24 protein-coding genes are annotated in these 19,050 nt (G+C 50.4%); 8 read left to right on the top strand and 16 right to left on the bottom strand.

Features of this window, described 5'->3' with window-relative positions; genetic code table 11:
* Positions 1–657: 657 nt before the first annotated feature.
* From ACLJQJ_RS21225 to ACLJQJ_RS21190, 8 genes are all read right to left on the bottom strand, one after another.
* Positions 658–2,943 (bottom strand): replication endonuclease, encoded by a 2,286-nt coding sequence (locus ACLJQJ_RS21225; RefSeq protein ID WP_198895297.1) that lies wholly within the window; start codon positions 2,941–2,943, stop codon positions 658–660.
* A complete protein-coding gene (locus ACLJQJ_RS21220) occupies positions 2,933–3,208 on the bottom strand; it encodes a DUF5405 family protein (RefSeq protein WP_000027664.1) in 276 nt (91 codons plus the stop codon). The genes ACLJQJ_RS21225 and ACLJQJ_RS21220 overlap by 11 nt, the downstream gene beginning before the upstream one ends.
* Positions 3,205–3,429 carry a TraR/DksA C4-type zinc finger protein gene (locus ACLJQJ_RS21215; protein WP_001113264.1) on the bottom strand — a complete coding sequence of 75 codons (225 nt, stop codon included), beginning with the start codon at positions 3,427–3,429 and terminating at the stop codon, positions 3,205–3,207. Before ACLJQJ_RS21215 ends, ACLJQJ_RS21220 begins: the two co-directional genes overlap by 4 nt.
* A 2-nt stretch (positions 3,430–3,431) precedes the next feature.
* A complete protein-coding gene (locus ACLJQJ_RS21210) occupies positions 3,432–3,731 on the bottom strand; it encodes a DUF5405 family protein (RefSeq protein WP_001277898.1) in 300 nt (99 codons plus the stop codon).
* Positions 3,731–3,955 carry a DUF2732 family protein gene (locus tag ACLJQJ_RS21205; protein WP_000557703.1) on the bottom strand — a complete coding sequence of 75 codons (225 nt, stop codon included), beginning with the start codon at positions 3,953–3,955 and terminating at the stop codon, positions 3,731–3,733. The genes ACLJQJ_RS21210 and ACLJQJ_RS21205 overlap by 1 nt, the downstream gene beginning before the upstream one ends.
* A 63-nt stretch (positions 3,956–4,018) precedes the next feature.
* Entirely contained in the window at positions 4,019–4,519 is a 501-nt protein-coding gene (locus ACLJQJ_RS21200) for a hypothetical protein (RefSeq protein ID WP_000217670.1), read from the bottom strand.
* On the bottom strand, positions 4,516–4,686 hold the full coding sequence (locus ACLJQJ_RS21195; RefSeq protein WP_001005162.1) for a hypothetical protein: 171 nt from the start codon (positions 4,684–4,686) through the stop codon (positions 4,516–4,518). Before ACLJQJ_RS21195 ends, ACLJQJ_RS21200 begins: the two co-directional genes overlap by 4 nt.
* Positions 4,687–4,688: 2 nt before the next feature.
* Complete coding sequence (locus tag ACLJQJ_RS21190) at positions 4,689–4,961, bottom strand: Cox family DNA-binding protein (RefSeq protein WP_001308179.1); 273 nt, start codon at positions 4,959–4,961, stop codon at positions 4,689–4,691.
* A 136-nt stretch (positions 4,962–5,097) separates the two neighbouring features.
* Here ACLJQJ_RS21190 and ACLJQJ_RS21185 point away from each other — a divergent pair, with 136 nt between their 5' ends.
* Positions 5,098–5,391, top strand: coding sequence for a helix-turn-helix domain-containing protein (locus ACLJQJ_RS21185; RefSeq protein ID WP_000777029.1), 294 nt, complete (start codon positions 5,098–5,100; stop codon positions 5,389–5,391).
* Between the two features lie 69 nt (positions 5,392–5,460).
* Positions 5,461–6,441: a tyrosine-type recombinase/integrase gene (locus ACLJQJ_RS21180; RefSeq protein WP_000985246.1), complete on the top strand. Its 981-nt coding sequence runs from the start codon at positions 5,461–5,463 to the stop codon at positions 6,439–6,441.
* Between the two features lie 185 nt (positions 6,442–6,626).
* Here ACLJQJ_RS21180 and cpxP read toward each other — a convergent pair whose 3' ends face one another.
* Positions 6,627–7,127, bottom strand: coding sequence for a cell-envelope stress modulator CpxP (gene cpxP / locus ACLJQJ_RS21175; RefSeq protein WP_063809154.1), 501 nt, complete (start codon positions 7,125–7,127; stop codon positions 6,627–6,629).
* Positions 7,128–7,277: 150 nt separating this feature from the next.
* On the opposite strand from cpxP, the gene cpxR reads away from it, so the two are divergent.
* Complete coding sequence (cpxR, locus tag ACLJQJ_RS21170; protein ID WP_001033731.1) at positions 7,278–7,976, top strand: envelope stress response regulator transcription factor CpxR; 699 nt, start codon at positions 7,278–7,280, stop codon at positions 7,974–7,976.
* Positions 7,973–9,346 (top strand): envelope stress sensor histidine kinase CpxA, encoded by a 1,374-nt coding sequence (cpxA, locus tag ACLJQJ_RS21165; protein ID WP_000580402.1) that lies wholly within the window; start codon positions 7,973–7,975, stop codon positions 9,344–9,346. The genes cpxR and cpxA overlap by 4 nt, the downstream gene beginning before the upstream one ends.
* Positions 9,347–9,393: 47 nt before the next feature.
* On the opposite strand, the gene ACLJQJ_RS21160 is transcribed toward cpxA, so the two are convergent.
* From ACLJQJ_RS21160 to sodA, 4 genes are all read right to left on the bottom strand, one after another.
* Entirely contained in the window at positions 9,394–9,597 is a 204-nt protein-coding gene (locus tag ACLJQJ_RS21160) for a hypothetical protein (protein ID WP_000338672.1), read from the bottom strand.
* A gap of 120 nt (positions 9,598–9,717) precedes the next feature.
* On the bottom strand, positions 9,718–10,113 hold the full coding sequence (locus ACLJQJ_RS21155; RefSeq protein ID WP_000133442.1) for a nuclear transport factor 2 family protein: 396 nt from the start codon (positions 10,111–10,113) through the stop codon (positions 9,718–9,720).
* 11 nt (positions 10,114–10,124) lie between these two features.
* Positions 10,125–10,814: a 6-hydroxyaminopurine reductase gene (gene yiiM, locus ACLJQJ_RS21150; RefSeq protein WP_063809155.1), complete on the bottom strand. Its 690-nt coding sequence runs from the start codon at positions 10,812–10,814 to the stop codon at positions 10,125–10,127.
* Positions 10,815–10,883: 69 nt separating this feature from the next.
* Positions 10,884–11,504, bottom strand: a complete 621-nt coding sequence (sodA, locus tag ACLJQJ_RS21145; protein WP_000122632.1) for a superoxide dismutase [Mn] — start codon at positions 11,502–11,504, stop codon at positions 10,884–10,886.
* Between the two features lie 328 nt (positions 11,505–11,832).
* On the opposite strand from sodA, the gene ACLJQJ_RS21140 reads away from it, so the two are divergent.
* The 3 genes from ACLJQJ_RS21140 to ACLJQJ_RS21130 are packed head-to-tail and all read left to right on the top strand — an operon-like array spanning position 11,833 to position 14,650.
* Positions 11,833–12,816, top strand: coding sequence for a TRAP transporter substrate-binding protein (locus ACLJQJ_RS21140; RefSeq protein ID WP_000812816.1), 984 nt, complete (start codon positions 11,833–11,835; stop codon positions 12,814–12,816).
* Between the two features lie 18 nt (positions 12,817–12,834).
* Positions 12,835–13,350, top strand: coding sequence for a TRAP transporter small permease (locus ACLJQJ_RS21135; protein WP_001091413.1), 516 nt, complete (start codon positions 12,835–12,837; stop codon positions 13,348–13,350).
* Entirely contained in the window at positions 13,343–14,650 is a 1,308-nt protein-coding gene (locus tag ACLJQJ_RS21130) for a TRAP transporter large permease (RefSeq protein WP_000566800.1), read from the top strand. The genes ACLJQJ_RS21135 and ACLJQJ_RS21130 overlap by 8 nt, the downstream gene beginning before the upstream one ends.
* Before the next feature lie 157 nt (positions 14,651–14,807).
* Here ACLJQJ_RS21130 and ACLJQJ_RS21125 read toward each other — a convergent pair whose 3' ends face one another.
* Positions 14,808–15,491, bottom strand: coding sequence for an oligogalacturonate-specific porin KdgM family protein (locus tag ACLJQJ_RS21125; protein ID WP_000378721.1), 684 nt, complete (start codon positions 15,489–15,491; stop codon positions 14,808–14,810).
* A gap of 618 nt (positions 15,492–16,109) precedes the next feature.
* Here ACLJQJ_RS21125 and rhaT point away from each other — a divergent pair.
* On the top strand, positions 16,110–17,144 hold the full coding sequence (gene rhaT / locus ACLJQJ_RS21120) for an L-rhamnose/proton symporter RhaT (RefSeq protein WP_000063541.1): 1,035 nt from the start codon (positions 16,110–16,112) through the stop codon (positions 17,142–17,144).
* Here rhaT and rhaR read toward each other — a convergent pair.
* Positions 17,141–17,989: an HTH-type transcriptional activator RhaR gene (rhaR, locus tag ACLJQJ_RS21115; protein WP_000013291.1), complete on the bottom strand. Its 849-nt coding sequence runs from the start codon at positions 17,987–17,989 to the stop codon at positions 17,141–17,143. The two genes, rhaT and rhaR, sit on opposite strands and share 4 nt — an antisense overlap.
* Positions 17,990–18,141: 152 nt before the next feature.
* On the bottom strand, positions 18,142–18,978 hold the full coding sequence (rhaS, locus tag ACLJQJ_RS21110; RefSeq protein WP_000217109.1) for an HTH-type transcriptional activator RhaS: 837 nt from the start codon (positions 18,976–18,978) through the stop codon (positions 18,142–18,144).
* Positions 18,979–19,050 lie beyond the last annotated feature (72 nt).

The raw sequence follows: 19,050 nt of genomic DNA, 5'->3' as shown, positions 1-19,050 counted from the left end.
GGCTTTTTTACAGCACGTCATCACGCCCTCACACGCTCACCACCGCACAAAACACCCCGCAGACACACCAACGCCCCAGCAGGCCAAGTAAACACCTTCACGACGCGCTCAGACGCTGAAAAAATAAAATCAGCACCACCGCCAGCGCGCAGTGCTTTCCCCGCCTCGCCTGCCCGCTTTATGGGTCGGTTTTAATGCAGTTGCATGACCACTCTGGATCCGCGCCAGCACTGGCGGCGCACGGCCAAGACGGGCAGGCCTGACGCATGCAAAACAATGCACCTGTTGCATGCACGGCTTAAAAACGGGAAATTCGCGGAAAAATGGCATAAAAAAACCGGCTTTAATCGTGCCGGGTGGGGCGGTCTCTACGGGGCAGGCTAACGCCTCGCGGGGCTCGTTGTTCAACCCCGCCAGCACTGAAAGCAAGTTTCAGCACCGGCGGCGTTTGCTCGGGTCAGATAGGTCACCTCCCGTCAAAGCGACCATACCCCTTCACCATGCACTTATTGTTTATAAAAACAGCCGTGGTTTTCAGCTCTGTTGCTATCCGTTCCTCACAGTCTTTGCGGTCTTGTTCACCCGCCCAACCAAGAAGCAGAAAGAAAAGCCACAGCCCAGCAATCCACCCAACAATCACACAGATTTTTCTCACAATTACCCCCATTCAGATATACCAGTAAACCCCGGCCACTCATCAGCGACCGGATATGTGAATCTCTGCCCGCCGTATGTCACGGTCGCACCACGCGCCAGCGCCTCAAGCTCCCAGCGCTTCGGGGTGATGCCACGCTGCGCAAGGTCAAAGCGGATACGCGGTATTTGCGCGCGTTCGGATTTAGTCAGCCTGCCTGATGGGGCAACGTCATGCGGTTTTAATGGCTCTCCGCTTCTTTGCTGGCGATTTTGCTGCGGCGCGTCGTGTTTTAGTGCGCCCTTGAGCGCCGTCACGACTTCGGGGTCATCCCATGCGATAACCCCGTCATCAACAAGATTTAACACCGCTGCGGCATGCTCAGACGGTGTAGGGGTCATAACCGGAACGTCACCGCCGGTGAGCTTTCCACAGTTATTGACAGGACTCCGAGGCGCGGCGATGCCGCTTTTTAAAGTCAAAGGCTCAACGACCGGAACTTTCGGCACAATGCGCCAGTCCGTCGTTCTGGTGATATGAATATGACGCGCGCCGAGATGCGGCGCGTAAATGCCGACCACTCTCTCGACTTCTTCCTCGTACTCGTTAACGTCATCCGACGGGCTACGGGCAACCCTGACAGTCTGACAATCGCGTGGGACATTTGCCCCGCCCTGCGCGCTGATATACAACGCAAAATCACCACTGTCTGCGGCGGCGCGTGCAGCCTCGACGCGTTCGTCAAACTCATCAGCAATGCTGACGCCGCGAGGCAATTTGCGTAGTTCACGGTAAGCCCCCATTGTCGGCAGACCAACCGTTTTAAATTGCGGGATACGCCACGTTGACGCCCATGCGGTAACAGCCGCTGCAGTGTCTTTCAGCGGTCTGCCGGTATCGTTATCGAGCTGCTCATCCAGTGCATAGCCGTCGATATTTTTTGAGATGTATTTCGCGATATACCCCGCAGCACCGCCCCGATTAAGATGTTTTGCCTGAAAACGGTTTCGCGCAGCTCCTCTTTCGTCGCCATCCTCTTTGAGCGCGTAGCGACGCATGATTTCGATAATCTGGTTACGCTGGCGTGGATTACAAAAAAGCATCATATGCCAGTGCGGCGTTCCGTCGTGGTGTGGCTCGACGACTCGCAAACCGTAGACCTGTAAATCATTATCCTTGAATGCCGTGCGCATCAGGCTCCAGATACGGCAGAGATAACGCTGCGCATCCTTTGGATTAAATGCCTCATCGTTCCAGCCGTGATTTAGCTGGACGGTTTTACTTTCGCCTTTTCCAACCTGACGTGTCGGGTGATACTTTGACGGCGCGGTCAGCGTGATAAACATCCCCACATCACCTTCTGCGGCGGCGTAACGCTCAATACCGGCAATGGTGTTCATCAGCTCCATCCGGCGAATTTCAGGATTAGAAATACTGCCCATCACCTTACTGATAAGGTCGATGCGCTCGCCTGTTTCCCTGTTTTCGAGATCACACGATTTAAGAAATTCCAGATTTGCCTGGCGGCGTGCACGCACATCACGAATGGCATGTTTACTGGCATAAGGAGAACGGTCTTTATTGACCTCCCCGACAGCAATCAGTAACGCCTCATGCCAGCGCATACGCTGGCCTTTAAGCTGACTAATCCACCACTCATCGTTAAACAGACGGGCAATGGCAGAATATGCCTGCCTCGTGGTCATCTGTCCTTTACGGTATTTTTTCCAGTAGAGAGGGGAAATATTGAAAGCACGTGCAGCGCCAGCAACATGACCATAGAGGTGAGCCTGCGCCTCATCCGTAAACAGCGATTCTTTTTCGCCATGCGCATCCACCCAGGCATCGCTGAGTTCCTCATACATCATGAAAAGCTGCGATGAGATACGGGCGGCAAACTTTTTCAGCTCCTTGTCATTCATTCCCTGCAGGCGCGCATAGTGGTCACGCTCAGCCAGAAACAGCATCGACGCGTCGGTGTTCATTTCATGGCGCTGATTCACACGCTCAATGCGCGGCCATAAACGACGCTGAAAAGTAGATGTGAGGAAATAAAACCCGTGCACCGGGCTTTTATTGCGCCGGATGTAGTCATAGCGTGACGTAAACAGCGAGCGCAAAAAGTAAGGCAGGCGGTTAATCGTGGATAAAACACCTTGCACCTGACGCATCTCGTCACGTGTAAGGGGTCTTTCGCGCCCGACAGCCTCGCGTGGCGCGTTCCATGCATAAGCACCGGTAAACGCCTTACCGGTGCCTGCAGCAAATGCTGACGGAGGGACAAAACGCCCGGAGGCTTTAACGGCCATATGAGCCAAAAGCCTCTGAACAACGCTTGCTGAGTTGCTCAACCTGCGCGTTTAAATCAGCAAAAGACTTTGCGCTTCCGGTCAGAATATCGTGATGCATCAGGCCGGAAACGAGCTGGCTTAATTTCGGGTAATAACCAACCACCGCCAGCCATTCCTGACCGGCGTTTTTACCGCTTTCCGCTCTCTTTTTCTCGTGGAGAATAAACTGGAAGCTGTCACTGGTAACGACATAACGTTCGCCAATTTCAATACGAATACTCATGCCGTTCTCCGGTAATGTTTGTTTTTTGCTTCAAAGACTGACTGACAGGAAACACAACGCGTGGCTGACGGATAAGCCGCACGACGGGCAGCAGGTATTGGCGCGTCACACTCTTCGCAAACCAGCGCAGAAGCACCGCAATGTTTTACCCTTGCCGCGTTAATCTGGCGCTCCAGTAATTCAGCCTGTTGTTCCTGAATAAAATCTACGTTGTCCGGCATTATCAGCTCCTTTTATCGTTAAGTTTCCTGGATACATCAGCGCAATAACTGGCAAGTTCTGTCGTTAATTTTGTCAGTTCATCCACTGAGGAAATTTGCTTGTGGAATACAGCGCGTTTAACAAGTAAATTGACCACATCAGACAGGAGGTTTAATTCATTCTGATAAATCGCGATAACAGATTCAGTGATGTCGCGTTTTTCTTTATCAAGACAAAGTTGAATAAGAGACAAATCGCCATTTTTCATAACGGCGATTTTTAAGGCGTTATTCAGTAATACAACTGAATGAGAACAGGACATCAAAGCACCTCCCCGCGAGACAATCCGATATTGTGAAATTTTTCCGACTCCTGACTGAGCAGCTCGACTATCTCCACGCGGGATAACTCCGCCTTTGTGATATGGCGAATCATGGCGTCAAGATGAGAAGAAAAGCGCGTCGCAGCGTCGGCCTGTGCTTCGGTTCTGGCCTGTTGCAGCAGTAATGCGTATTTACCGCACTGATTTTCAGAAACTGTATGCATGACTTTCTCCAGGCAAAAAGAAGCCCCGCACGATTAAGTGCGTTAAAAACTCTGGTTAATTATTTAATGCAAATATTGCTCTGGTTTTACCGACGTCAGAATTGTCGGTGCATACTCAAACAGACTGAATAGTTCACGTAATGCACGGAATAAAGCATCACGCCAGTAACATGACTCTTCATTAATTCGCCAGTATGGCTGATTGAATTCTTTTTCAGTCAATCCGGCATGCATAAATAAAGTACGACGCTGACTGACTGTTAAAAAACTAATATATGCATACTCACTTGCGCCAACCTGACGGCGTTTTGAGAATGCCCCACGCAATTCATCAATTGCACAAACCAGCCGTTCACGTTCGACGTCGTTCATTTCTTCAAAACGCATCGTTGCGTGACGTTGTTTTAACTGCGCATGAAAGCAAACTGTTAGCCGTTCGCGCTCCATCATCTGATTATAATAATCACATGTATCCTGCCAACGAGGGACGGCAAGATGCTTACCAATTATCCGGCGCATAGCTGCTGGCTGTTTTTCGACGAGATTGAGCGTCATCACTGTCATTTCCAGACCCTCCGGCTTTTCAGAAAGGTCAGAGCCTTCTTTAACGGACTCTGTTTTTTGGTGCGGATAATGATTCCCTTACGCCCCTTACCGTGGGTGATGGTGAAGTCAATCGCCCTGGGGCTTTCGTTACGCAATAACTGAGCAATACAACGCGGCTCATTCATAATCACAACCCCATCCACAAAAGCCATGCATCACGCTGTTCAACCGGTCGGTTATAAAACGCCTCACGTACAGCGCGATTAAACTCAGGAATGAAAACCCATTTTTCACCGGCACGAGCCTTCGGTTTGCAAGGATCACGCAATTCAATAATTGGTAATTTATTTGCCTTCACCATTTCACTGACGGCTGTCTTTGGCTTCCCTAATAAATCAGCAAATTTATCCACATGAACCGCATCAAGCGGATACTGAATCACATAATTTTCAGCGTCCATATATGGTACCCTCATAGGATCCAGCTCTTTCTAAACCACTCAAAACCGTTTAGACGCTGGTTTATTCTCAAATCAATGGAACCTATATAGGTTCCAGTTTTGAGGGAATTTAGTCCCTATATAGGCACCATGTCAAATGAAATTAAGCGAAAAGATTAAGGCCTTGCGTGAGGCTGAAGGGCTAAGCCAATCAAAATTCTGTGAAATCATAGAGTTACCGCTAAGCACACTTAAAAAATATGAAGGAGGAAACTTTGAACCCGGTGGCACAGCTTTGCTAAAAATCACTATGCATCCCACATTCCAAAAATATGCTCTATGGCTTATGACAGATAAAACCGCGCCGGACGCAGGACAAATCGCACCGGCTCTCGCGCACATTGGGCCAGAGTCAACAGAGTCCAACCACTCCGCGAAAAGGATTGGCTAACTCTATATAAAGATTACATTTTCACCATTTGCTACCAAGATGGTGAATACAGCGCCGGAGGGCTTTCTTATGGCAATTAAGAAGCTCGATGATGGTCGCTATGAAGTGGACATTAGACCTCGCGGTCGCGACGGAAAACGCATCCGCAGGAAATTCGAAAGAAAAGCTGAAGCACTAGCATTTGAGCGATACACAATCGCCAATGCCAGTCAGAAAGAATGGGGAGGCCAGCGAGCAGACCGCCGGACTTTGAGTGAGTTGCTGGACATCTGGTGGAAATATCACGGGCAAAACCACGAGCATGGAACAAAAGAGTTTAATCATCTACTCAAAACCATCAGCGGCATAGGTGATATACCAGTGAGCAGGATGAGTAAAAGGGCTTTGATGGATTATCGTTCCATGCGACTACGTGATGGTATCAGTGCCGCAACGATAAACCGTGACATGTACAGATTATCCGGCATGTTCACAAAATTAATTCAATTGGATGAATTTTCCGGGCAACACCCAATTCACGGACTGCCGCCACTGGCGGAGGCCAACCCTGAAATGACGTTCCTGGAAAAAGCAGAAATCGAAAAACTGTTAAATGTTTTGGCTGGTGATGACTTACTTGTCGCGCTTTTATGTCTGAGCACTGGAGGAAGATGGACGGAAGTTGCCACGCTAAAACCAGCACAGATTACAAATTGCAGGGTTACCTTCCTGAAAACCAAAAACGGTAAAAAGCGAACCGTGCCGATTTCTGAGGAACTGGAGAAAAAAGTTAAAGAGGAGGCCAGCGCCAAATTATTCAAAGTTGATTATGAGAAATTTTGCGGGATTTTACGCAGAGTGAAACCTGATATACCACCCAATCAGGCAACCCACATCCTGCGGCATACATTCGCAAGCCATTTCATGATGAATGGGGGCAATATAATCGCACTGCAACAGATTCTGGGACATGCGAGCATTCAGCAGACGATGGCCTATGCGCACCTTGCGCCTGACTATCTGCAAAATGCCGTCGCTCTGAATCCACTAAAAGGCGGAGTGACGTTATAAATTTCCCCCTCTGAGTGTCCACATAGTGTCCACACTCAAGAAATTTTGAAACCGCTCCAAACCCTTACAGCTTTCGATAAGTAACTGTTTTTACTTTTGATTGCATGTAAGTATTTGATAAAAAAAACCCCCACATCATGTGGGGGAAGACAGGGATGGTGTCTATGGCAAGGAAAACAGGGTTGTTACTGGGAACGTGAGTTGCTACTACTCAATAATTTCAACGATGAACTTTTTTGCCATTGCGCCACGTCGCGCAGTTGCTCCATTCGTTGCTGATGCTTTTCATTCAAAACCGCTTGCTGCTCCGGCGTTAACAGGCGATACATCTGGTTACGCACGCGGGCCATTTCGACCTGGCGGGCAACCTGCTCTTGCGCCATTTTTTCTGCCTGAGCGCGCACAGCGCTTTCATCAAATTTTTCTGCGGTGACAAGCCGATGCATTGTCTCCATTTCGCTAACATTAACAGGAGGCTGTTCGTGCCTTGCCTGTTGCATAAGATCTCGCATCTGCTGACGCTGATGTTCGGTTAAACTTATGCCGTCAAACATATGATTTTGCGCGCTACGCTGCGTGGCCCCGTCACCGAGGTGCCAGTTATCGCTTGTAACAACTTCAGCTGCGTGGCTTAAAAAACTGAATGCCAGCGTTGAGGCCATAACAGCAGCGGTAACTTTGCGCATCGCTTGCTCCCAAAATCTTTTCTGTCGCGATTCAACGAGAGACAGTTTACGATTCGGGCTGCAAACATGCGTCAGGGGGTGTAAAACAACGTAAAGTCATGGATTAGCGACGCCTGATGACGTAATTTCTGCCTCGGAGGTACGTAAACAATGAATAAAATCCTGTTAGTTGATGATGACCGAGAGCTGACTTCCCTGTTAAAAGAGCTCCTCGAAATGGAAGGTTTTAATGTCCTGGTGGCCCACGACGGCGAGCAGGCGCTTGAGCTTTTGGATGACAGCATCGATTTACTTTTGCTTGACGTCATGATGCCGAAGAAAAACGGTATCGATACGTTGAAAGCGCTTCGCCAGACACACCAGACGCCTGTCATTATGCTGACCGCGCGCGGCAGCGAGCTGGATCGCGTTCTCGGCCTTGAGCTGGGCGCGGACGACTATTTACCCAAACCGTTTAACGACCGCGAGCTGGTAGCGCGCATCAGGGCTATTTTGCGCCGTTCCCACTGGAGCGAACAGCAGCAGAGCAGCGACAACGGCTCGCCGACGCTGGAAGTTGATGCGCTAAGCCTTAATCCGGGCCGCCAGGAAGCCAGTTTCGATGGCCAAACGCTGGAGCTGACCGGTACGGAGTTCACCCTGCTCTATTTGCTGGCGCAACACCTCGGCCAGGTGGTTTCCCGTGAACATTTAAGCCAGGAAGTGCTGGGTAAGCGCCTGACGCCGTTCGATCGCGCTATTGATATGCATATTTCTAACCTGCGCCGCAAACTGCCGGAACGCAAAGACGGTCACCCGTGGTTTAAAACATTGCGTGGTCGCGGCTATCTGATGGTTTCCGCTTCATGATAGGAAGTTTAACCGCGCGCATCTTCGCCATCTTCTGGTTGACGCTGGCGCTGGTGCTAATGCTGGTACTGATGTTGCCCAAGCTCGATTCACGCCAGATGACCGAGCTGCTGGACAGCGAGCAGCGCCAGGGATTGATGATAGAGCAACATGTAGAAGCTGAACTTGCGAACGATCCGCCCAACGACCTGATGTGGTGGCGTCGCCTGTTCCGCGCGATCGATAAGTGGGCGCCGCCTGGACAGCGGTTATTACTGGTGACCTCTGAAGGACGCGTGATCGGCGCTGAACGCAGCGAAATGCAGATCATTCGTAACTTCATTGGTCAGGCGGATAACGCCGATCATCCGCAGAAGAAAAAATATGGCCGCGTAGAGATGGTGGGGCCGTTCTCCGTTCGCGACGGAGAGGATAATTACCAGCTTTACCTGATTCGACCGGCCAGCAGTTCGCAATCCGATTTTATTAATCTGCTGTTTGACCGCCCGCTTCTGTTGCTCATTGTCACGATGCTGGTCAGTTCGCCGCTCTTGCTATGGCTGGCATGGAGTCTGGCGAAACCGGCGCGTAAGTTGAAAAACGCGGCTGATGAAGTGGCGCAAGGCAACCTGCGTCAGCATCCGGAGCTGGAGGCGGGTCCGCAGGAGTTCCTCGCCGCTGGCGCCAGTTTTAACCAGATGGTGACGGCGCTGGAACGGATGATGACCTCGCAGCAGCGTTTGCTGTCAGACATCTCCCATGAGCTGCGAACGCCCCTTACGCGCCTGCAACTGGGTACCGCGCTGCTGCGTCGTCGTGGCGGCGAAAGCAAAGAGCTGGAGCGTATTGAAACCGAAGCGCAGCGTCTGGACAGCATGATCAATGACCTGCTGGTGATGTCGCGTAACCAACAGAAAAATGCGCTGGTCAGCGAAACGATGAAAGCCAATCAGCTATGGGGCGAAGTGCTGGATAACGCCGCCTTTGAAGCCGAACAGATGGGCAAGTCGTTAACGGTAAATTATCCGCCGGGGCCGTGGCCGCTCTATGGCAACCCAAACGCGCTGGAAAGCGCGCTGGAAAATATTGTTCGTAATGCGCTGCGCTATTCACATACGAAGATTGAAGTCGGCTTCTCGGTGGATAAAGACGGTATTACGATCACGGTCGATGACGACGGGCCGGGCGTCAGCCCTGAAGACCGCGAGCAGATCTTCCGTCCGTTCTATCGCACAGATGAGGCGCGCGACCGCGAGTCTGGCGGCACCGGACTGGGGCTGGCGATTGTCGAAAGCGCCATGCAGCAGCACCGCGGCTGGGTTAAGGCTGACGATAGCCCGCTCGGCGGGTTGCGGCTCACGCTGTGGCTACCGCTGTACAAGCGAACCTAATGTTATTCATGGCTCGGTAATACTTTCCCTTACCGAGCCTTAACCATTTAAAGCGTATCAAGGATGCTGTCCAATTCATCACCATTCACGCCATACTTTTCCGTTATGAACTTAAACTGTTGATACAACTCAGCTAAAAACTCCTCATCCAGAGACCGCTCCCAAAGCTCCTCAATAGATTTGAGGTGATACTCTTCGAATAAGATGTGCTTAACTTCTTCCGTACAAGCCTCGAGAATATGTGCGTCCATAATTTACATATCTTTTGTGAATAATTAATAGGTTACCAGCGGAATAAGGCAAACGCCGTCATCCGGCAATGTACACCTGACAGCCTGACGGCGCTACGCTTATCCGGCCTACGCACCACGCTATCGGGAGATTTCCGGCGCTAAAATCCACTCGGCGCTGTCATTCCACACGTCCATCCGGGTAATTTTGCCATCGCGCACTTCGAAGCGGTCGATAAAGCGGTTATCGGCAAACGGGCGACCGTCGGGCCATTCGCCATACAACGTACCGTTGGAATAAATCACAACGTAATCATCATGCTGCACCGCATCAAACTCGCCCAGCGCCTTCTTCACCCACTTGTAGCGAGCGCCGTTAAACTGCGCGATATCTGCCGCGCCCGCCATTGCCCGGCCTCCGGTGAAGGTAATTTTCACCTCCGGGTGCATATACGTTGCGGCGCGTTCAGCATCGGGAATCATCGAGGCCACCAAAAATTCTTTTACGATCGCCACCGCATTTTCAGCTTCAGTCATAATCCTTCCTTTCATTTTGGCGGAGTTTTATCCCCCCACAGTCGTCTGGCGCTATCTTCAATTTTGCCGCTCAAACGACGCTTCTGCATGGTGCGGCTCCAGCTCGCCGACAGCCCGGCGGCGCTCAACAGCCGGTGATATTGTTCGTCATCAAACGGCATAGACCAGGCGATAACACCCGCTTCATGAACCGAGACATCGCTCAGACGCGACGCCAGTTCCAACGGCGCATCGCTGGAGACCTTACCTGGCGCAATGACCCGATACAGCCAGCCGGTTTTTCCGCTGTTCTGCATAAGGAGGGCCATGTCGCTGATGACAAGGTGGAAATTAAGTTTAAAGCATGGAGAGCGCGGCTGAGTGACCTGGATCAACGCCTCGCCCCAGCGGTAGATGTCGCCAATAAACACGTTGTGTTCGGTCATTCCGTCCGTCGACAGATTCTCGCCAAACGCCGGGGCGCAAAACAGCGTCGCCTGCTCGGGGAACTGGCGAATCCAATCAGCATAGTGTTCGCGGGGGTAATGGCATAGCGCGCGGTCGGGGCCGCCGTGGATTTTCTTTTCGGCCTGCTCATCGCCTGCCAGACCCAGCTCGGTCAGCATAAGTTCGCCATCGGCCTGCACTTTGGCGATAGCGCTCGGGCGGCTGCCGTCATAGTCACGAATTTTGCCAATAAACACGTCAACCGGATAATGCATCTGCTGCTCCTTACGCGGATACAAAAAAAGCGAGTCATCAGACTCGCTTCTACAGTCGTGCAATGCAAATTATTTTTTAGCGGCGAAACGCGCTGCTGCTTCGTCCCAGTTCACCACGTTCCAGAACTCTTTGATGTAGTCCGGGCGGCGGTTCTGGAATTTCAGGTAGTAAGCGTGTTCCCACACGTCCAGACCCAGGATCGGGAAGCCGGAAGCGCCGGAAATGGCTTCACCCATCAGCGGGGAATCCTGGTTTGCGGTAGAAACCACAGCCAGTTTGTCGCCTTTCAGCACCAGCCACGCCCAGCCGGAGCCGAAACGGGTTGCTGCTGCTTTTTCGAATTCAGCTTTGAAGTTGTCAACGGAACCGAAGTCACGCTCGATAGCCGCTTTCAGATCGCCCTGCAGAGTGGTGCCTTTTTTCAGCCCTTTCCAGAACAGGCTGTGGTTAGCGTGGCCGCCCGCGTTGTTACGCAGCACGGTTTTTTTGTCCGCTGGCACCTGATCCAGTTTAGTAATCAGTTCTTCAACCGGCAGGTCAGCAAACTCAGGCAGGTTTTCCAGCGCCGCGTTAGCGTTGTTGACATAGGTTTGATGGTGTTTGGTGTGGTGAATCTCCATCGTCTGCTTATCGAAGTGCGGTTCCAGTGCATCATAAGCGTACGGCAGGGATGGCAGTGTATAACTCATAATCATCTCCATTATTGTCGAGCGGCACAGTGTTAACGCCGCGTAAGCAGTTGGTTCATTATAGTTAATTAAATGATATTGAAAATGATTATCAATGCCGTACTTTTTCCAGGGTTATAAACGTTACGGCATCCGCTGAAAAAAACCGATTTTTACGCCTCCAACCGAAACCGCCTGTTGATGAATTCCTGGAAATCATGAAATGTGAAACAGGGTTTCAAAATCTTTCTTTTGGTGCCAATTTTTGTCAGCGGTGGCAAAATCAAGAAGGTTATAATTTCACCATGCAATTACATTCCCGGTAAATTATTACAATTGCGAGGGAATTATGAAGCAACCTGGTTTTATACGTCTGGCTACGTTGGCCTTACTCTCCACACTCTCTTTCTTCTCCCACGGCGAAACCATTTTGCGCCTGGCCTACGCTGAAAATAGCCAGCCGGTAAAAGATGCGTTGCACTTCCTGGGGCAGCAAGTTGAAGAGAAAACGGGCGGCGATATCAAAGTACAGTACTTCCCGGACGGACAGCTTGGCGGAGAGCGCGAACTGGTGGAGTTGACGCAGGTCGGCGTCGTCGACATCACTAAAGTGTCGTCCGGGCTGATGGAGAGTTTTTCGCCTGAGTACGGCGTGTTCTCACTTCCCTACCTGTTTGCCACCGTCGATGAATACTACCGCGTAATGGATAACCCACAGGTGATGGAGCCTGTTTATCAGTCCACCGCCGCGCAGGGGTTTGTCGGCGTAGGCTGGTATGATTCCGGCGCGCGTAATTTTTATATGAGCAAAGCGCCGGTTAAACGCATTGAGGATTTACGCGGGAAGAAGATCCGCGTCATGCAGAGTGAGACGGCGATCCAAACTCTCAAACTGCTGGGCGCTTCGCCCATCGCCATGAGCCAGGCGGAGGTCTATACCTCGTTACAACAAGGCATTCTCGACGGCGCGGAAAACAATGAGTTCGCTCTCACCATCGCCCGCCACGGCGAAGTCGCCCGTTATTACACCTACGATATGCACACCCGCATTCCCGATATCCTGCTAATGAGTACCCTCACGCTGGAAAAGCTGACGCCGGAACAGCAGCGCATCGTCGAAGCCGCCATCAAGGCGTCGATCGAATTTGAGAAAGCCGCATGGGACAAGGAAATAGAGAAAACCAGGCTGGCGGCGGTAAAAGATTTCAACGTTGAATTCTACGAGATCGACAAAAAACCCTTCCAGAAGGCAGTACAGCCTATTTACGACGGTCTGAAAAACAAACCGCGGCTTTACGGGCTGTATCAACGTATCCAGACAGCAAAAAATTAATCTAATCAGGAAATTAAGATGAACACATTCAGAAAAGGACTTGATTTATTGCTGGGCGCTATCTGTTGCCTGGTGCTGGCGATAATGGTGGGCATCGCCTGTTGGCAGGTGGTGAGCCGCTACATTCTGGGCGTTCCCAGCACCCTTACCGAAGAGATGCTGCGATTTCTCCTGGTGTGGGTATCAATGCTGGGCATGGCTTTTGTCGCCGGTCAGAAACAGCATATCAGCCTGACTCTCTTACTGGATAAGGTGTCGCCGACGATTCGTGGCTGGTGGGATATTATTCTGCAGGTCATTTTTATCGCGTTTTCCATTTGGGTATTGATTATCGGCGGCTTAAAGATTTCTGCGATTTCTATGCTGCAAATCTCCCCTGCGCTGGGCATCCCGATGGGGAAAATTTATTACGCGCTCCCCTGCGCGGGCGTACTGATCATCCTCTATGGGCTGCTGAATATCGTTGACGCCCTGAAAGCTATCCATTCCGCCACGGATACCACTGAGCACACTCTGGAGAAATCACATGATTGACCCTATTTTTGCGTCCTGTACGCTAATTGCCGTCTTTGTTGTTTTACTGGCCATGGGCGCGCCTATCGGGATCTGCATCGTTATCGCCTCTTTCAGCACTATGATGCTGGTACTGCCTTTCGATATTTCGATGTTCGCCACCGCGCAAAAAATGTTCTCCAGCCTGGACAGTTTTGCCTTGCTGGCCGTGCCGTTCTTCGTTTTGTCCGGGGTGATCATGAATAGCGGGGGAATTGCCGCCCGGCTGGTCAATTTTGCCAAACTGTTTACTGGCAAACTGCCCGGCTCGCTCTCTTATACCAACATCGTCGGCAATATGATGTTCGGTGCAATTTCCGGATCGGCGATTGCCGCCTCAACCTCCATCGGCGGCGTGATGGTGCCGATGAGCGCGCGCGAAGGTTACGATCGCGGCTTTGCGGCCGCGGTGAATATCGCCTCCGCGCCGACGGGAATGTTAATTCCGCCCACCACGGCTTTTATCCTTTACGCGCTGGCAAGCGGGGGAACATCGATTGCCGCTCTGTTCGCCGGCGGTCTGGTTGCGGGTGTGCTGTGGGGCGTTGGCTGTATGCTGGTCACGCTGGTGGTCGCTAAGCGTCGAAATTATCGGGTTTTCTTCACCGTCCAAAAAGGTATGGCGCTAAAAGTTGCCGTTGAGGCCATTCCCAGCCTGCTGCTGATCGTGATTATTGTCGGCGGCATTGTGCAGGGGATTTTCACCGCCATTGAAGCCTCCGCGATTGCCGTGGTGTATACGTTATTGCTGACGATGGTGTTTTACCGCACGCTGAAAATTAAGGATTTGCCTTCGATTTTGCTCCAGACAGTGGTAATGACCGGGGTCATCATGTTCCTGCTGGCAACCTCTTCGGCGATGTCCTTCTCGATGTCGATCACCAATATTCCTGCGGCGCTGAGCGATATGATCCTCGGTATTTCCGCCAATAAACTGGTTATCCTGTTAGTCATTACCGTCTTTTTGTTGATTATCGGCGCATTTATGGATATCGGTCCGGCCATTCTGATTTTTACCCCGATTCTGCTGCCGATCATGGCTAAACTGGGCGTCGATCCGGTGCATTTCGGCATTATCATGATCTATAACCTGGCGATTGGCACCATTACGCCGCCAGTTGGCAGTGGTTTATATGTCGGGGCGAGCGTCGGTAAGGTCAAAGTTGAGGAAGTGATTAAACCGTTGCTGCCTTTTTACGGCGCGATTATCGGCGTTCTGTTATTAATTACCTACATTCCGGAAATCACACTGTTCTTACCCCGTCTACTGGGCATCATGTAAGCGCATAGTTTCCTGCACATCTCGTTGCCGGATGGCGATTCGCGTCTTATCCGGCCAACACACGATAATAATTATCCGCAGGTCATCACCAGGTAAAAAAAACCGGCTACCTATAAAGTAGCCGGAAAAGGGAATAAATAATAAACAGGGATAATGATTAGAATGTGTAGCCTATACCCACACGGAAACGGGTTTGTCTTTCATCGCTGTTGCTATTGACGGAAACATTACCTACCTCAACGAATGGCGACCATTGATCAATAATATAGGCAGTTCTGAAGTTATATTCATAGTTATCTTTGCCGCCATCGTAAAGATCATATTTATCGGCTTTCTTATAAATTCCTTCGATTGTCCAGTCAAAATTGTTCCATTTATAACCCGCCCAGACATCCATACGATTGATGGTATCATCATCACGGATATCAGAAGAACGGCGTACATATTCAAAACGATAGCGCGCGCCAACCCACCAGCTTTCATTTAATGTCCACGTCGCGCGGAAGTAAGGCTTATAGGTAGAGTAACCGTTGCCTGTTTCCAGCACAAAACCCGGTTGCCAGGCGACATCACCGGTTTTAAATTGGTAGCTTATCGTATATTCGTTGCCCTGTGTTTCCAGGTCATTAAACGCTTTATTGGTGTCATCCCCGCCTGATTTTGAGATAGCTTCTATCGCAAAACCAACACCATTCGCAAACCGATGAGAAATATACGCACGGTCATAGTTAGCTTTACTGTCATCAAGATATTCATGACGAACATCGACATATACTGCATGCGCATTTGTTACAACAAGAGGTAATAGTAAGAAAAGAGATTTTCTCATAACAGAATCCATTTAATTTAAAATTAAAACGTTGTTTCATGTCAGACCGTTACAACCATAATACGCAATGTGAATGGCGACAATATAGACAAAGATCTTTAATTTAAAATTGGGATAATGTTCAAAAAGCAAAATAAAATAAATGAAATTCATATTCGTCATATAAAATAAAAATCAAAACACCATCAACAACGCCAATATAGGGATTTCCTTATATTTATATTTCATTGATTCCTAACGTTAATTTCAATATATTTAAATTGTAAATACAAATAAAACAACTAAATAATTACTGTATAACTACCCTTTTATCAAACGGTAAGTCAGACTATTCCCATTATGTGATCTCACGCAGCGTTTTCTTTGCATTGTTGCCAGCTAAGTCGTTTCGTGTCTTTATGATGAAGGTATTTTAGAAAACAAATATTACCCACTGATTTAAATAACATCCAGACGGTCACGATGCGCTCCGACTTTTTTAAAACGTGAAGTTAATCACTTCATTAACGTGCTGATTGCCAGAATACACCCAACGGCGGCAATCGTTATAAGGTTACCGGGCTGCGTAATTTTTAAACTCATGCAAACGGAAGGGGTATCCCGTCCATAAAAAATAATGAGGAACATGTCATGAGTAACGCGATTACGATGGGTATTTTCTGGCATTTGATAGGGGCGGCCAGTGCAGCCTGCTTCTATGCCCCGTTCAAGCAAGTGAAACAGTGGTCATGGGAAACCATGTGGTCAGTGGGCGGCATCGTCTCATGGCTTATTCTGCCGTGGACAATTAGCGCTCTGTTACTGCCTGATTTCTGGGCCTATTATGGGCAGTTTAACCTCTCCACCCTTTTACCGGTTTTTCTGTTCGGCGCCATGTGGGGCATCGGCAATATTAATTACGGTCTGACCATGCGTTATCTCGGGATGTCGATGGGTATCGGCATCGCTATCGGCATTACGCTTATCGTCGGCACGCTGATGACGCCTATCATCAACGGTAACTTCGATGTGTTAATCCATACCGAAGGGGGACGCATGACGCTACTTGGCGTTTTTGTCGCGCTGATCGGCGTCGGGATTGTGACGCGCGCCGGACAGTTAAAAGAACGCAAAATGGGCATTAAAGCGGAGGAGTTCAATCTGAAGAAAGGGCTTCTGCTGGCAGTGATGTGCGGTATTTTCTCGGCGGGGATGTCTTTTGCCATGAACGCCGCGAAACCGATGCATGAAGCTGCTGCCGCGCTTGGCGTTGACCCGCTCTATGTCGCGCTGCCGAGTTACGTGGTGATTATGGGCGGCGGCGCGCTGGTGAACCTCGGTTTCTGTTTTATCCGCCTGGCAAAAGTGCAAAATCTGTCGATAAAAGCCGACTTCTCGCTGGCAAGGCCGTTGATTATCAGCAATATTCTGCTGTCCGCGCTTGGCGGTCTGATGTGGTATTTGCAGTTCTTTTTCTATGCCTGGGGTCACGCGCGCATTCCAGCGCAATATGACTACATGAGCTGGATGCTGCACATGAGCTTCTATGTGCTGTGCGGGGGGCTTGTCGGTCTGGTGCTAAAAGAGTGGAAAAATGCTGGCCGCCGTCCCGTTGCCGTATTAAGCCTCGGCTGCGTGGTAATTATTATCGCGGCGAATATTGTCGGTTTAGGCATGGCCAGTTAATCGCTTTGATTACTGAGATGACGCCATTGGCTCGGCGTCATCCCGGTTTCCCGCGTGAACACCACTGAAAAATAATTACTATCTTCAAAACCGCACTGCATCGAAATCTCGCTAACCATCAGCGGGCTATGCTGAAGCAGATACTGCGCGTGGCAAATACGGACCTGGCGTAAATATTGATTAATCGTCATCCCGGTTTGGGCGCGAAACTGCTGCCGCAGCACCCGCTCGCTGCATTGTTCCTGCTGGCAAAACGCATCCAGCGCAAAGGGACACTCAAGGCTATTAGCCAAAGCGGTAATTAATTTATCCAACAGGGTTTCTCGGGAGGTTGCCGGAAGATCGTCGGTCGCGTAGCGATGCCGTTTTAACGTCATTACCAGTTGACCAAACAGCAATTCCGCCATCTCATTCGCCAGCGGATCGCGTCCATTACTCTCATGTTCAAGCTGGTTAATGACCTGCCGCGCCTGATTCATTCCCATACTGCCCAGCCGCCAGTGAGGATGCCACTGCGCTCCCTGAAAGCCGGGAATCATCGCCTGCCAGTTTACATTGAGTTTCAAACGCTCCGGGCAGTAAATAATATTTTGCAGCACCAGATCGTTAACGGAGGTATAGGAGTGTTTGTCTTCAGCACGAATGTAAAACAGATCGCCGCGGGTAATTCTGTATGGGCGCTCATTAAGAACGTGTAGGCCATTGCCCCGCCAGACCATCACCAGTTCACAAAACTCATGCGTATGTTCCGCAAAAACATCCTGTGGATAGCGATCGGCAACCGTAACGGCCTGCTGCTCATCAGTAAAAAAATCTTTTTTCAAAAGGATTAACTGATTTGCCACCGCAGCACCTCATGTTGAATGCTTGCCGGATGGCGCTACGCTTATTCTGTCTACCGCTCGCCGCCGTAGGCCAGGTAAGGCGCAGCCGCCATCCGGTATTAAAGGGTATAATTATCAGCATATTGGCGACGAAAACGTTGATAGCGTTCGCGTTACTGGATTATCGCATCGCGTCCCTGACGGATATCCCGCGGCGACCAGTTAAATTCTCGGCGAAACAGAGTCGAAAAGTGGTTACTGTCGCCAAAACCGCAGCGGTACGCGATTTCTGTCACGCTATGATCGCTATGGCGCAATAAATGCCGGGCTTTGATCAAACGCAGGCGATTAAGGTAACGTTGCGGCGTCAGCCCGGTATGCTGTTTAAGCTGACGATGCAGCGTGCGTAGCGACAGCGAAAACTGTTCAGCTACCGCCTCCCAGCAGACCTCCTCCGCAAAATGGTCTTCCAGCCATGCCATCAGTTGGTTGAGTTTGGCGTCGTTATTGGTCGCGCCTTCCATCAGGCTACTGCGGCGTAACAACACCAGTAGTTGCATAAACAAAATTTCGCGATTCGCCACGGCAGGCGCATCCATGCCGTCTCCGGCGTGCTCCATCAGACCGACCAACTGGCGCACCTGCTGCAACACACTCTGATTCACCCGCCAGTGAGAAGGATAGTAACCATCCTGCTCCTGCGGCAGCAATTGATCCAACCCCGCCAGGAACTGGAAGGCGTCCGGTGAACGCCACAGTACATTCGTCAGGCATAGGTTGTCGGTATGTTCATATAAATGCCGGTCGTGATCGCGAACAAAACACACGGTACCGCCGCTGATGGTATACGGCTGCCCGTTGAATACATGAATGCCCGTACCGTGTTCCACAATCACGATTTCATGAAAATCATGATGATGTTCAGGGAAAGCGGCTTGCGGCAGACGAGGTTCAATCGCCACGGGCGCTTTACCTGATGGAAAAAAATCCACGCTATGCAGTACGGTCATGGTTGCTTCCTCCTGAATTCAACATGTCCGAATAGTAATTAAGGGTTATCGGCCTCACCTTAAATTTTTGAC

The organism is Salmonella sp. SAL04202 (genome assembly GCF_046550775.1).
In the GTDB taxonomy this organism is placed as follows: domain Bacteria; phylum Pseudomonadota; class Gammaproteobacteria; order Enterobacterales; family Enterobacteriaceae; genus Salmonella; species Salmonella enterica.
The sequence above is the reverse complement of the archived record's forward strand: the minus strand, read 5'-3'. Positions and strand labels throughout refer to the sequence as shown.

Excerpts from the sequence above, each read along its gene's own strand:
- ACLJQJ_RS21225 (WP_198895297.1), bottom strand. The coding sequence starts at position 2,943 with ATGGCCGTTAAAGCCTCCGGGCGTTTTGTCCCTCCGTCAGCATTTGCT.
- ACLJQJ_RS21220 (WP_000027664.1), bottom strand. The coding sequence starts at position 3,208 with ATGAGTATTCGTATTGAAATTGGCGAACGTTATGTCGTTACCAGTGAC.
- ACLJQJ_RS21215 (WP_001113264.1), bottom strand. The coding sequence starts at position 3,429 with ATGCCGGACAACGTAGATTTTATTCAGGAACAACAGGCTGAATTACTG.
- ACLJQJ_RS21210 (WP_001277898.1), bottom strand. The coding sequence starts at position 3,731 with ATGTCCTGTTCTCATTCAGTTGTATTACTGAATAACGCCTTAAAAATC.
- ACLJQJ_RS21205 (WP_000557703.1), bottom strand. The coding sequence starts at position 3,955 with ATGCATACAGTTTCTGAAAATCAGTGCGGTAAATACGCATTACTGCTG.
- ACLJQJ_RS21200 (WP_000217670.1), bottom strand. The coding sequence starts at position 4,519 with ATGACAGTGATGACGCTCAATCTCGTCGAAAAACAGCCAGCAGCTATG.
- ACLJQJ_RS21195 (WP_001005162.1), bottom strand. The coding sequence starts at position 4,686 with ATGAATGAGCCGCGTTGTATTGCTCAGTTATTGCGTAACGAAAGCCCC.
- ACLJQJ_RS21190 (WP_001308179.1), bottom strand. The coding sequence starts at position 4,961 with ATGGACGCTGAAAATTATGTGATTCAGTATCCGCTTGATGCGGTTCAT.
- ACLJQJ_RS21185 (WP_000777029.1), top strand. The coding sequence starts at position 5,098 with ATGAAATTAAGCGAAAAGATTAAGGCCTTGCGTGAGGCTGAAGGGCTA.
- ACLJQJ_RS21180 (WP_000985246.1), top strand. The coding sequence starts at position 5,461 with ATGGCAATTAAGAAGCTCGATGATGGTCGCTATGAAGTGGACATTAGA.
- cpxP (WP_063809154.1), bottom strand. The coding sequence starts at position 7,127 with ATGCGCAAAGTTACCGCTGCTGTTATGGCCTCAACGCTGGCATTCAGT.
- cpxR (WP_001033731.1), top strand. The coding sequence starts at position 7,278 with ATGAATAAAATCCTGTTAGTTGATGATGACCGAGAGCTGACTTCCCTG.
- cpxA (WP_000580402.1), top strand. The coding sequence starts at position 7,973 with ATGATAGGAAGTTTAACCGCGCGCATCTTCGCCATCTTCTGGTTGACG.
- ACLJQJ_RS21160 (WP_000338672.1), bottom strand. The coding sequence starts at position 9,597 with ATGGACGCACATATTCTCGAGGCTTGTACGGAAGAAGTTAAGCACATC.
- ACLJQJ_RS21155 (WP_000133442.1), bottom strand. The coding sequence starts at position 10,113 with ATGACTGAAGCTGAAAATGCGGTGGCGATCGTAAAAGAATTTTTGGTG.
- yiiM (WP_063809155.1), bottom strand. The coding sequence starts at position 10,814 with ATGCATTATCCGGTTGACGTGTTTATTGGCAAAATTCGTGACTATGAC.
- sodA (WP_000122632.1), bottom strand. The coding sequence starts at position 11,504 with ATGAGTTATACACTGCCATCCCTGCCGTACGCTTATGATGCACTGGAA.
- ACLJQJ_RS21140 (WP_000812816.1), top strand. The coding sequence starts at position 11,833 with ATGAAGCAACCTGGTTTTATACGTCTGGCTACGTTGGCCTTACTCTCC.
- ACLJQJ_RS21135 (WP_001091413.1), top strand. The coding sequence starts at position 12,835 with ATGAACACATTCAGAAAAGGACTTGATTTATTGCTGGGCGCTATCTGT.
- ACLJQJ_RS21130 (WP_000566800.1), top strand. The coding sequence starts at position 13,343 with ATGATTGACCCTATTTTTGCGTCCTGTACGCTAATTGCCGTCTTTGTT.
- ACLJQJ_RS21125 (WP_000378721.1), bottom strand. The coding sequence starts at position 15,491 with ATGGATTCTGTTATGAGAAAATCTCTTTTCTTACTATTACCTCTTGTT.
- rhaT (WP_000063541.1), top strand. The coding sequence starts at position 16,110 with ATGAGTAACGCGATTACGATGGGTATTTTCTGGCATTTGATAGGGGCG.
- rhaS (WP_000217109.1), bottom strand. The coding sequence starts at position 18,978 with ATGACCGTACTGCATAGCGTGGATTTTTTTCCATCAGGTAAAGCGCCC.